At 37.3% G+C, this 12,370-nt stretch carries 9 protein-coding genes; 7 read left to right on the top strand and 2 right to left on the bottom strand.

The genetic code is table 11. From position 1 onward, the window contains the following. Nucleotides 1-59: 59 nt before the first annotated feature. On the bottom strand, nucleotides 60-1,577 hold the full coding sequence (locus tag I586_RS14440; protein WP_010763606.1) for a UDP-N-acetylmuramoyl-L-alanyl-D-glutamate--L-lysine ligase: 1,518 nt from the start codon (nucleotides 1,575-1,577) through the stop codon (nucleotides 60-62). A 460-nt stretch (nucleotides 1,578-2,037) separates the two neighbouring features. Between I586_RS14440 and I586_RS14445 the strand changes: the two genes are divergently transcribed. The 4 genes from I586_RS14445 (at nucleotide 2,038) to I586_RS14460 (ending at nucleotide 6,490) form a co-directional block, all read left to right on the top strand. Next, entirely contained in the window at nucleotides 2,038-3,687 is a 1,650-nt protein-coding gene (locus I586_RS14445) for a putative polysaccharide biosynthesis protein (protein ID WP_010763607.1), read from the top strand. Nucleotides 3,688-3,804: 117 nt separating this feature from the next. Further along, the gene (locus tag I586_RS14450; RefSeq protein WP_010763608.1) at nucleotides 3,805-4,527 is read left to right on the top strand and encodes a pseudouridine synthase; all 723 of its coding nucleotides are present in this window, start codon (nucleotides 3,805-3,807) and stop codon (nucleotides 4,525-4,527) included. Between the two features lie 257 nt (nucleotides 4,528-4,784). Beyond that, on the top strand, nucleotides 4,785-5,672 hold the full coding sequence (locus I586_RS14455; RefSeq protein ID WP_010763609.1) for an ABC transporter ATP-binding protein: 888 nt from the start codon (nucleotides 4,785-4,787) through the stop codon (nucleotides 5,670-5,672). Continuing rightward, entirely contained in the window at nucleotides 5,669-6,490 is an 822-nt protein-coding gene (locus I586_RS14460) for an ABC transporter permease subunit (protein ID WP_010763610.1), read from the top strand. Before I586_RS14455 ends, I586_RS14460 begins: the two co-directional genes overlap by 4 nt. 223 nt (nucleotides 6,491-6,713) lie before the next feature. Here I586_RS14460 and I586_RS14465 read toward each other — a convergent pair whose 3' ends face one another. After that, the gene (locus I586_RS14465; protein WP_010763611.1) at nucleotides 6,714-7,565 is read right to left on the bottom strand and encodes an NAD(P)H-hydrate dehydratase; all 852 of its coding nucleotides are present in this window, start codon (nucleotides 7,563-7,565) and stop codon (nucleotides 6,714-6,716) included. A gap of 151 nt (nucleotides 7,566-7,716) precedes the next feature. Between I586_RS14465 and pepV the strand changes: the two genes are divergently transcribed. The 3 genes from pepV (at nucleotide 7,717) to I586_RS14480 (ending at nucleotide 11,791) form a co-directional block, all read left to right on the top strand. Continuing rightward, nucleotides 7,717-9,132: a dipeptidase PepV gene (pepV, locus tag I586_RS14470; protein WP_010763612.1), complete on the top strand. Its 1,416-nt coding sequence runs from the start codon at nucleotides 7,717-7,719 to the stop codon at nucleotides 9,130-9,132. 189 nt (nucleotides 9,133-9,321) lie between these two features. Further along, nucleotides 9,322-10,272, top strand: a complete 951-nt coding sequence (locus tag I586_RS14475) for an ABC transporter ATP-binding protein (RefSeq protein WP_010763613.1) — start codon at nucleotides 9,322-9,324, stop codon at nucleotides 10,270-10,272. A 1-nt stretch (nucleotide 10,273) separates the two neighbouring features. Next, nucleotides 10,274-11,791 carry an ABC transporter permease/substrate-binding protein gene (locus I586_RS14480; protein ID WP_010763614.1) on the top strand — a complete coding sequence of 506 codons (1,518 nt, stop codon included), beginning with the start codon at nucleotides 10,274-10,276 and terminating at the stop codon, nucleotides 11,789-11,791. Nucleotides 11,792-12,370 lie beyond the last annotated feature (579 nt).

The following is a 12,370-nucleotide window of genomic DNA, read 5'->3' on the forward strand; positions in this document are numbered from 1 at the left end:
AATCACGTTTGTTTCACACCCTAAATGCGGATGGACGCTTTTGTCCCATCCTCTTCTTTTTAATTTAAAATCAAGCGTTCTGCAATGTAGAAATCCCCGTCATACGGCGTGTCTTCTCCGCCGACTTTTTGATACAAGTCAGCACCTTTTCCAGCCAAAACGACGGCGTCTTCTCCTTGACTCATGGCAAGAGCCCTTTCGATTGCTTCACTTCGATCGGCGATTATTTCGACTGGAATATCTGTTGTGATATAAGACTGGATTTCTTCACATATCATAATTGGATTTTCATCAGCAGGATCATCCGTCGTTAGAATGGCACAATCAGCTAATTCAGATAAAACAGTACCAAAATCTTTACGTCGAGAAATAGCTTTGTTTCCAGTGCTGCCGATAACAACAAGTAAACGACCCTTAGGATGCTCTGCTTTGACAAAAGTCAAAAGATTCTTTAAACTGTCATAATTGTGTGCATAATCAACATAGACTTTTGCACCATTTTTATTTGTTAACAATTCCATTCGTCCAGGAACGGTTGTGTCGCTGATTCCTTGTTGGCAATCGTCGCGTGTGGCACCAACCAAAGCGCTAGCCAACGCAGCACTTAATGCATTTCCTTTATTGAAATCGCCACCTAAGCGCAAGTGATAGGCTCCAGACACAGCTAACGAATCATTTTTTGCTTCGATTGAGAAAGAAAGTGAATCATCTGCACTTTTTTGATAGACATAATCAGTATCTGATGAAAAGTGATCGCCATAGACAATATAGGGAACGCTATGCAATTCAGCCGTTTCTTTCAATAATTGGAAATGATCAGAGTCGTGATTCAAAATCATTGTTTTTGAATGGGTGATCAATTGACGTTTGCAGTAAAAATAATCATCAAACGTTGGATGCTCGATTGGGCTTATATGGTCAGGTGTGATGTTTAGAAAAATACCGACATCGAAAAATAGACCATATACCCGATTTGTTTTATAGGCTTGCGACGACACTTCCATAATGAAGTGGGTCATATTATATTGAACCGCTTCAGCCATCATGCGATAAAGATCAAGAGATTCAGGCGTAGTTAAATGTGATTTGAAAAAAGTCTGGCCATCTAAAGTTGAATTCATCGTGGACAACATCGCAGTTTTCTTATTTGTTGCCTGGTCTAAAATGAATTTAGTAAAGTAAGCAGCAGTTGTTTTTCCTTTTGTCCCAGTAAAACCAATTAGTTTTAATTTATTTTGGGGATAGTCGTAAAAAGTCATGCTTAAAATCGCCATTGCTTTTTTTATATCTGTTACGATAATTCCTAATGCAGCTGGGACTTCATAGGGCTGTTCTGCTACATAAACCTCAAGTCCGGAAGCAACTGCCTTTTCCAAATAGTCGGCTTTAAAATTGAGTCCTTTACAGAAAAAAAGTGTATCAGCACTTACAGTACGGGAATCATATGATAGTGTAGAAAATGTTTTATCGTTCATTGAGGCAGGGGGTGTTAACAGCCAACCTTGTTCTGAAACGAATTCTTTTAAAAGATGCTCTTTAAGCAAGCATTCACGGATTTTTTTTAAAGAAATAGTCATCATTGCGCCTCCAAGCGGTATCTCTAATCTAAATAGTAGATTATTGGATAGAAAACTTTAGAAATTCATCATACAATTTAAATGTCAAAACTTCAAGACACGTGCTGATGAAGGCTCCAAAAAAATGCTGGAAAATAATGGATGAAACAGAATTTTTCAATATATTTAAGATATATTAAATAACAAACGGATAAAGAGTATATTTTAATAGGATATGAAAAAAACTATAAAATTAAAGGTATTTTTAACATGTTTTTTTCTGAATATAAATAAAAAATAAATACTTATAAATGAAGTGATTCTTTGGTTTTTAGATAATTCAAAAATCATAACCAGTGTTTTTTTGCAAAATCCGTGAGGAAAATATAAATAAGTGAATTTATTCAAGAAAGTCGTTGCATATACTTGATTTAACAATTAAAATAAAGAAAGCATGTTCAAAGAAAGTTGGAGGAGTTAAATGATAAATCAACCAAATCTTGCTGATCAACCTATCTTGACGAACCAAGAAAAAATGGTTAAAGGTTCTGCTTGGATGACAGCTAGTAATATAATTTCTCGTTTGTTGGGTGCAGTCTATATTATTCCATGGTATGCATGGATGGGAGAACACGCCAACGAAGCAAATAGTTTATCCTCTATGGGGTATACTGTGTATGCTCTCTTTTTATTAATCTCTACAGCGGGTATTCCTGCTGCGATTGCTAAACAAACTTCTTACTATAATTCACTAAATGAATATAAAATCAGCAGACAGCTTTTTTATAAAGCCCTTCAATTAATGGCTATTTTAGGAGCGATTTCTGCAATTATAATGTACCTTGCAGCACCATTGTTGGCAAAATGGTCTGGTGGTGGGGAAGAATTGATCCCGACCATGCGTGCATTGAGTTTAGCGGTTCTGATTTTTCCTTGTATGAGCGTTGTACGTGGTTATTTCCAAGGAAATCAAGATATGATGCCATTTGCGTTATCACAAATTGTTGAACAAGTCGCACGTGTTTTTTATATGTTATTGACAGCATTTATTATCATGAAAGTATTTAAAGGTGATTATGTTGATGCAGTGACACAATCGACTTTGGCAGCGTTTATCGGGATGTTAGCTAGTTTTATAGTATTATTTTTCTACATCCGTAAGCAAAAACCAATGTTTGATTATCTTGAAGCACATAGTGCGAATGAACATGAAGCATCAACGCGTGATTTGTTAACAGAAACGTTAAAAGAAGCGATTCCGTTTATTATCGTTGGTTCAGGTGTAACAGTCTTTAAATTAGTCGATCAATTTACTTTTTCTAACTTTATGAACACATTTACCACTTATTCTGGTAGTCAATTACGGACGCTATTTGCGATCTTTAATGCGAATCCGGATAAATTAACAATGGTCGTGATTGCTTTAGCAACATCAATTTCAGCAACAGGACTTCCTTTGATCACTGAAGCAATTACGTTGAAAAAATACCGAGACTTATCGAAATTGATTAGTAACAATCTACAATTATTTATGTTTGTGATGTTGCCAGCAACATTCGGAATGATCGTCTTGGCAAAACCGCTTTATACAATGTTTTATGCTCCAGATGATTTAGGTGTATCAGTCTTGATCCAGGCATGTTTTGCTGGTCTGTTTATGGGGCTTTATATGTTGTCTTCAACAATGTTGATGGGAATGTATGAAAATAGAGCAGCAATCAAATATTTTGGACTTGGTTTAGCCTTGAAATTAATTGTGCAATATCCAAGCGTACGTCTTTTTGAAGTGTATGGTCCATTGATTGCTACAATGATCGGTTTCACATTATCTTGTGTCCTAATCATGAGAAAAATCAAAAAGGTCAGTCACTTTAATTTTGGGTTGACGTTACGACGTGGTTTGTTGATTTTCTTGATCACCTTGGTTATGATGATCGGGGCAATCATTATGAGACAATTCTTGTATCTATTTTTAGATCCAACACGTAAGTTCCAATCTTTTGTGATCATTATGATCGTAGCAGCCTTTGGTGGCGCGATATATGGGTATATCACATTAAAACTACGTTTAGCCGATAAATTATTAGGTGCTAGCGTTGGAAAAATTCGCCGTAAATTAAAAATAAAATAGAATCAAGTAACGAGCGGGGCGTAATGCTCCGCTTTTACTCTATCTAGTTTTAAGAGCTAGCCTATTGGGAAAAAAGCTGAATCAACTTGTTCAGTTTTTAAATGGAGGAGAGAGTATATGCGTTTAGATAAATTCCTTGCAGAAACAGGTGTTGGCAGCCGAAAAGAAGCCAAACAATTATTGAAAAAAGGGCTAGTAACAGTTAATGGTCAAGTTATCAAAGAGGCTAAAACACAAGTGGATGAAGTGCAAGATATCATTGAATTTGCTGGTGAAGAATTAACCTATCAACAGTATTACTATTACATGTTGCATAAACCTCAGGGCGTGATTTCAGCAACTGAGGACAAATGGGATCAAACAGTGGTAGATTTACTAAAAGATGAAGATTATCGGGAGGATTTATTTCCAGTTGGGCGCCTAGATAAAGATACAGAGGGGTTATTGTTGTTGACCAACGATGGACAATTAGCACATCAATTACTATCCCCTAAAAAACATGTCGATAAAGAATACTTCGCAATCGTTCAAGGGCTTGTAACGAATGATGATATTCTTCAATTTGCAGATGGCTTTGCATTGACCAACAAAGAATTAGTCAAACCAAGTGAACTAATGATTGATGCTATAAATGAAGAAGAGGAACGCTCAGAAATTCGTTTGATCATCCAAGAAGGAAAGTTTCATCAAGTAAAACGCATGTTTGAAGCGATAGATAAAAAGGTTGTCTACTTAAAAAGATTGCGTATGGGGAATTTATGGTTGGATGAAGAACTGGAACTTGGAGAATATAGAGCGTTAACTGAATCAGAACTTGAAGGATTAAAAACGAATAACTAGAAGGTAACCAAAATACAAGTAAACATGATGGCTTTACTTTAAGGCAATCATAGTTACTTGTATTTTCTTTGACTAGTTAGTCAACGGGGGATATACTTCAATTGACTAATTAGTCAATGTTATCTGACTATGCGAGCTAACTCTTCGGAAAAAGATAAAATCTGATTGTGGCAAAAAACGTCACCCTCATATTTTCCTATTTTTCTTTCAGAGTTGGACGAACCCGTTACGCTTTTATATTGAGGAGAAGTGATAAAATGAATGCTATTGAACTCAAAGGATTAACGAAATTATATAAAAAACAACCAGCTATCGATCAAGTAGAATTGTCTGTAGAAAAAGGGGAAATCTACGGTTTCATCGGTCCAAACGGTGCAGGAAAATCAACGACGATCAAAACCATGCTGAATTTTATTTATCCAGATCATGGAACCGCTACGTTACTTGGGTTAGATAGTATCAAAGAAGCAAAAGAAATTCGTAAGCGGACGGGATATGTCTCTAGTGATGTTCGTTTTTATCCTAATATGACTACTCTTGAAGTACTTAAATATGTCGCTGCGTTTCATCAAGTAAAAGAAAGCAAAAAGCAAATTGATTATTTTATTGAGTTATTTGATATTGATGCGAAGAAGAAAATGTCTGAATTATCCTTAGGAAATAAAAAGAAAATCGCGATAACAGCAGGAATTTTACCTAATCCAGAATTGTTGATTTTAGATGAACCAACGAACGGGTTAGATCCATTGATGCAACATCGTTTATTTGAAGAGTTGGAAAAATACAATCAACAAGGGATGACGATCTTTTTATCTAGCCACGATTTAAACGAAGTTCAGCAGCATGCACATCGAGCCGCCTTTATTCGTGAAGGGGAAATCATCACCGTTCAAGATATTACAAAAGAAAAATCTCTAGGTAAAGTGATCACATTGATCGGAGACCACATTCCATTATCTTTATTTGAAAAAATGGGCGCAGCAATTTTAAAACATCAAGGAAATGAGACTCGTTTATTGTTCGAAGGAGATTTACGAGAAATTTTACCGTTATTAGCAGATGCGTCGATTCAAGATTTTACGGTTACAAACCCAGAACTGGAAGATCAGTTTATGGCGTTGTATGAAGGAGGGACAGTGAAATGATCACAGCTAAAATCGAAAGCAAAGGACTCATTAAAGGATTAATCATTTGGGTGATATTATTTGCTGTGATAATTTTTGGCTTCAGCGCTGTCTATCCGCAAATGCATAGTTCAGCTATGGAAGATCTTTTAGGGGCAAAACTAGACGGATTATCACCGGCGCTTTTAAAAACTTTTAATATTAGTGTAAATGGTCAAGCAAGTTTTTTAGTTGCTGCAGGTTTCTTTGCCTATTATTTTCAGTATATGTTTTTAGCTGCATCGATTTACGCAATGATGCTAGGCAGCCAGGCATTGATCAAAGAAGAGACGGATGGCACTATTGAATTTTTATATGCCCAACCTGTGACACGTAGAGAAATTGTGACGAGTAAAGTTGGAGTGAACCTACTCATTTTGGCTATCTTTTGGTTGTGCTCATTCGGTGTATCGCTAGGCTCAACCTTGCTATACCGTCAATCAACCGATTCGGTCGCAACGATAACCAAAGAAATCAGTAAAATCTTCATGCAAGAAAGTTTGATTTTACTGTTTTTCTTAGCGTTAGGCTTTTTTGTCTCAACCTTTTTAAAATCAAGCAAACAAAGCACCAGTGTTTCTTTAGGGATTGTGTTTGGGTTTTATTTGATCGGGATTTTTTCTGATTTGAATGACTCTTTTAGTTGGGCGAAAACAATTTCTCCAACCCATATGGGTATCCCAAGTAATTTATTAGATAAAGGCTTATCTGGAGGTAATGTATTATTGTTGAGTGTGTTGATTCTGTTATTCCTAGGAGGAACTTACATGGTTTACCAACGGAAGGATCTGAAAGTCTAGTGCAAAACATCAACATCGATCAACAAAAATATGACCGAAAGATATCGTTCAGTTAGTTTTGGGTGTATTGGATCAACTTTATATGGAAAGTATACAGTTTATAAATAGGGATCCAGACGTGATAGAGACCGACCAAATGGAATTTTTAGTGAAACGGGCAGAGACGTATATGGGGATTTTACAAACTGGATTTCTATAAAATAAAGCAGAAGAAAAATGAGTCTCATTTTTCTTCTGCTTTATTCTGTGTGTTTTCAAACTGTTTCATATAATAGGGTAAATTCTGACTGATTTCGGTGGGTAAGACCACGTAATGTTCTGTTCCTAACGTCTCTCCAATCAAACTATGGAGATAAACTGCCGCGCAAATGGCTGCCTCTTTATCATCAAATTGGGCGAGAAAGCCAGCAATCATTCCAGCTAAAGTATCCCCCATTCCGCCAGTCGCCATTGCAGGCGTTCCTAGTGGGTTTTTGAATTGAGCATTGCTCGTATAGATTTCTGTTCGATGGCTTTTTAAGATCACTGTGGCACCTATTTGTCTTTGTACAGCTTGATTTTGTGTAACGGTTTGGTTGTCTATTTTAAGCCCACTTAGCCGTTCCCATTCCATTTGATGGGGTGTGAATACGACTTGTTTTGGATACTTCAACGCGTAATGATGTTGAGCGAATAAAGTAATGGCAGATCCGTCGATCACGAGCCGTTGTTCAGGTTTTTGTTGCTGTAAAACTAAAGCTAAAAGTTGCTGACTATGAGAAGTCAGACCTAACCCAGGTCCAATCAAAATCACATCTGCTGTATCAAGTAAATCCGTTAGTCTATGTGTAAGTGTCCAATCTAGCACCATCGCCTCAGGCAAACGAGCATGAAGTGCTGTATGGTTCTTTTCGGCTGTAACGACGGAGGTTAACCCGCAGCCTGCTTTGACACAAGCTTCTGCACTCATCATGATGGCTCCACCATACGTTTCATTTCCACCGATCAATACCGCTCGTCCAAAGGTTCCTTTGTGAGAATTTTTCGGCCGAGAACGGATCACCGCACTCAAATTTTTTTGTGAGAGTCCCTGCATATGAATGTCCTCCTTGAGGGATTTACCCTCAGTATAAATCTGTTTCGAATCAAGCGCAAAATATTACGGAAAAAACTGTTCCCGCCTTTTTCTTTTAAGCCAGTTAGTGGTATGATGGGGAGGTAGAATAATGAATTGGAGTGACTAAAAAATGACAATTGATTGGCAAAAAGAAGTAGACGCACGTAAAGATGCGCTATTAGAAGATTTACAAAATTTATTACGTATCAATAGTGAGCGTGATGATTCTAAAGTAACACCAGATGCACCATTTGGACCTGGTCCTGTAGCAGGCTTAAAACATATGTTAGCGTATGGCGAGCGTGATGGCTTCGTTGTGAAAAACGTGGATAACTACGCTGGACATATCGAATACGGTGAAGGTGATGAAACATTAGGGATTTTCGGTCACATGGACGTTGTACCTGCTGGCGATGGCTGGGATACTGATCCTTACGAGCCTGTTATCAAAGACGGAAAAATCTTTGCACGTGGCTCAAGTGATGACAAAGGGCCAAGTATGGCGGCTTATTATGCATTACGAATCATCAAAGATTTAGGGTTACCATTATCTAAAAAAGTTCGTTTTGTCGTAGGTAGTGACGAAGAAAGCGGCTGGGGTGATATGGATTATTACTTTAAACATGAAGAAAAACCTGACTTTGGTTTCTCACCAGATGCAGAATTTCCGATCATCAATGGTGAAAAAGGAAACGTAACGATTCGCTTAACTTTCAAAGGCGGAAACGGCGTGGACTATCAATTAATTAACTTTAAATCTGGCTTACGTGAAAATATGGTTCCTGGAACTGCAACGGCAGTTGTAACGGCTGCTTCAGCAGATGATGCAGCATCTTTAACAGCATCATTTGAAACATTTATTAAAGAAGAACAAAAAATTTCAGGACATGCAGAACTTTCAGATAAAACAGTTACCTTCCATGTTATTGGTAAAGGTGCACATGGCGCTAGTCCACAATCAGGAATCAATGCTGCTACATTCTTAGCAACTTTCTTAAATAATTACAGCTTTGCTGAAGGGGCCTATAGCTTCATTAATACATTAGCGGAATTTGTTCACGAAGATTTCTACGGTGAAAAATTAGGAACTGCATTTGAAGATGAAAAAATGGGCAAATTAACCATGAATGCGGGTATTGTGAACTTTGATCCTGCCAATCCAGAAAATAGCTTAGTAACATTAAACTTCCGCTATCCAAAAGGGACATCAGCAGAAGAATTACAAGAAAAAGTACAAAAAACAGTGGGTGAAAATGTAACGGCCACACAAGGTGGACGAAACCAAGAACCACATTATGTACCAGTAGATGATCCATTGGTTGAAACGTTATTACAAGTTTACGAAGATCATACTGGTCAAAAGGGTCATGAACAAATCATCGGCGGCGGAACATACGGACGTTTACTAAAACGTGGTGTGGCGTATGGCGCAATGTTCCCAGGCTATACAGATACAATGCACCAAGCTAATGAGTTTATGGCATTAGATGATTTATTCCGTGCCACAGCTATTTATGCGGATGCGATTTACCGTTTGGCGAAATAAGCTTCACCCCATTAATCTAATAAATTCAGAAAACCTGACAGACAGTTGTCAGGTTTTTTTCTGTACAATAGAAACAAGTCGTTAGAAACAAATAACATTTTCAAGTATACTTATAAACATACTTAAAAATAGTGAAGGTTTGACGAAAGACAAATAAGACATGCATAGAAGAAAAAATGAGGTGAATAGATGATTAATTTTCAAAACGTATCCAAAAAGTACAATGACCAATTGGTATTAGAAGACTTCGATGTTTCCATTGAAGACGGTGAATTTTTTGTACTAGTCGGCCCAAGTGGAAGTGGGAAAACAACCACGTTAAAAATGATCAATCGCTTGATCGAACCAACCGATGGGGATATTTATTTTAACGATCAACGGCTGATTGAGTACAATTTAAAAGAGCTAAGATTAACGATTGGCTATGTGCTTCAACAAATCGCACTATTCCCCAATCTGACTGTCGCTGAAAACATCGAGCTGATTCCAGAAATGAAACATTGGAGCAAGGCCAAAAGACGGGAAAGAACGGAAGAATTACTAAGAAAAGTAAGCTTACCGCCAGAAGAATACCTTCATCGAAAACCAGCTGAATTATCTGGTGGCGAACAACAACGGATCGGAATCTTACGAGCGATTGCAGCCAAACCAGATATTATTTTAATGGATGAACCGTTTAGTGCTTTAGATCCGATTTCAAGAGGGCAATTACAATTGTTGATCAAAGAGCTGCATAAGGAATTAGCCAGCACTGTTGTTTTTGTGACCCATGATATGAATGAGGCTCTACTTTTAGGCGATCGAATTTGTGTGATGAAAGACGGTAAAATTGTTCAAACAGATACGCCAGAAGCCATCAAAAGTCATCCGGCCAATGAATTTGTGGCGCAGTTCTTTCAACATGAGCATACCAATTTGGAGAATTATTGTGCAGAAGATTTAGTAGCCGCTGGATTTGTAGAGGATGGACAAGTTGAGAGTGAAACAACGGTGAATGTAGGAACAGATTTACCAACAGTGATTCGTTTACTTGTAGCAGGAAAAACCGTTGTATTAGTCGATGAAGATGGTCCAGTCGGTGAAATCACAGATCGAACGATTCTACGCTTTTTAGAGACAAAGATAGAAGGTGATCAATAATATGGGAAAACTGATTGAAACATTCATCGCCCGTAAAGAAGACTTTATTCAAGCAGTCGTCGAACATATCCAACTATCGTTATTGTCATTATTGATTGCGATTCTTATCGCAATTCCGTTAGCAATTCTACTGACGAATTACAAAAAAGTCGCTGAATTTGTTCTGCAAATTACGGGGATTTTCCAAACGATTCCGTCACTCGCTTTATTAGGGTTATTGATTCCAGTTATTGGGATTGGCAGTCCGCCAGCTATTGTGGCGTTAGTGATTTATGCACTATTTCCAATTTTGCAAAATACCTATACAGGTTTAACTGAAATTGATCCTTCGTTGGAAGAAGCAGCCGAAGCTTTTGGGATGAATAAACGGGAAAAACTTATCAAGTTTGAATTGCAGTTAGCGTTACCTTATATCATTTCAGGGATTCGCACAGCAACCGTTATGATTATTGGGACGGCAACATTAGCGGCTTTGATCGGTGCAGGAGGTCTCGGAACATTTATTTTACTGGGAATCGACCGAAACAATGTGTACCTAATCTTGATTGGAGCAATTTCTTCCGCTGTCTTAGCGGTCTTGTTTAACTTTGGAATCCATTTGTTGGAGAAAGCCACAGTGAAACGAATTGTAGCTGCATTTATGGTGTTACTTGCTTTATTAGTGGGGTCATTTGTCTATACCCATCAAGAAGCAGAGCAAAAAGAAATCACGGTTGCAGGAAAATTAGGTGCAGAACCAGATATCTTGATCAACATGTATAAAGAATTGATTGAAGCAAATAGCGATATCCACGTAAACTTAAAATCAAACTTTGGGAAAACCAGTTTCCTATTTAACGCACTAAAATCTGGTGAAATTGATGTTTACCCTGAATTTACAGGAACTGTACTTGAAACATTTTTGAAGGACAATAAAAACACATCGAATGATCCAAGAGAAGTGTACGAATATGCACGAGATCAAATCAAGAAACAAGAAAATATGGATTATCTCGAACCCATGCGTTATCAAAATACGTATGCGGTGGCAGTCAAACGATCATTTGCAGAAGAGAATGGTCTGAAAACCATTGAAGATCTGAAAAAAGTTGAAAGTCAGTTAAAAGCTGGTTTTACACTAGAATTTATCGATCGTGAAGATGGGTATAAAGGATTGCAAAAGTTGTATAACTTGAATTTAGATGTGAAGTCGATGGAACCATCGTTACGCTACCAAGCAATCAATAATGGGGATGTGAATGTAGTAGATGCCTATTCGACTGATAGTGAATTGAAGCAATATGATTTGGTGATTTTAAAAGATAATAAACAGCTATTTCCACCGTATCAAGGTGCGCCATTGCTGAAAGCTGAAACGCTTGAGAAATACCCGGAATTAAAAGAATTATTGCAGCCTTTAGTTGGTAAGATCACGGAAGAAGAAATGAGTGAGATGAATTACCAAGTGAATGTGGAGCAAAAAGATCCAGCGACCGTTGCCCATGATTATTTGGTGGAGCATGGGATGTTGGAAAAATAATGGTTGATAGATGAAAAGGCACGACATAAGAGAGCTATCTATCTCTTATGTTGTGTTTTTTATACTTTATAAGGTATAATAAAAAAGAAGGTAATCATCTTTATTATGATTACAAAAAGCCAGTGCGGAAACACTGACTCTTTAGTTGAGTTTTGACTAAAGCTCGATAGTTTGTTGCAATGCCACTATCTTACTTTAGCTGAGCAGATAGTGGTCTTTTTTTACTCAAAAATAGAAGTGATAAAAAGTTTAATCCCTTCGACAATATAGTAAGCCACAAGCGTGACCACTATTTTCGAAGCGATATCTTTTAACAAATCTTTCAAGGATCGCTGTTCCTAAGCAATAAAGCAGGACAAAAGCGATAAAGACATATCTTTATGGCATCAACTCCTTTTTCAGAGCTTCAGCCGTTATTCAACTAGTTATAGTATATCAAAGATTGCGTCGATAGTGTATTAAATATTTTACAAAATAGTAACGAGCAAACAGTCAGCCGTGGAGAATGTTCATCTGATCGAATGCTACAGATTCTGGTAGATAGCATTCTTTCTTAACTATACGCATTATTGACTTAGG

The sequence above is a fragment of the Enterococcus moraviensis ATCC BAA-383 genome (assembly GCF_000407445.1).
Taxonomy (GTDB): Bacteria; Bacillota; Bacilli; order Lactobacillales; family Enterococcaceae; genus Enterococcus_L; species Enterococcus_L moraviensis.

Excerpts from the sequence above, each read along its gene's own strand:
- I586_RS14465 (WP_010763611.1), bottom strand. The coding sequence starts at position 7,565 with ATGCAGGGACTCTCACAAAAAAATTTGAGTGCGGTGATCCGTTCTCGG.
- I586_RS14455 (WP_010763609.1), top strand. The coding sequence starts at position 4,785 with ATGAATGCTATTGAACTCAAAGGATTAACGAAATTATATAAAAAACAA.
- I586_RS14475 (WP_010763613.1), top strand. The coding sequence starts at position 9,322 with ATGATTAATTTTCAAAACGTATCCAAAAAGTACAATGACCAATTGGTA.
- I586_RS14460 (WP_010763610.1), top strand. The coding sequence starts at position 5,669 with ATGATCACAGCTAAAATCGAAAGCAAAGGACTCATTAAAGGATTAATC.
- I586_RS14450 (WP_010763608.1), top strand. The coding sequence starts at position 3,805 with ATGCGTTTAGATAAATTCCTTGCAGAAACAGGTGTTGGCAGCCGAAAA.
- I586_RS14440 (WP_010763606.1), bottom strand. The coding sequence starts at position 1,577 with ATGACTATTTCTTTAAAAAAAATCCGTGAATGCTTGCTTAAAGAGCAT.
- pepV (WP_010763612.1), top strand. The coding sequence starts at position 7,717 with ATGACAATTGATTGGCAAAAAGAAGTAGACGCACGTAAAGATGCGCTA.
- I586_RS14445 (WP_010763607.1), top strand. The coding sequence starts at position 2,038 with ATGATAAATCAACCAAATCTTGCTGATCAACCTATCTTGACGAACCAA.
- I586_RS14480 (WP_010763614.1), top strand. The coding sequence starts at position 10,274 with ATGGGAAAACTGATTGAAACATTCATCGCCCGTAAAGAAGACTTTATT.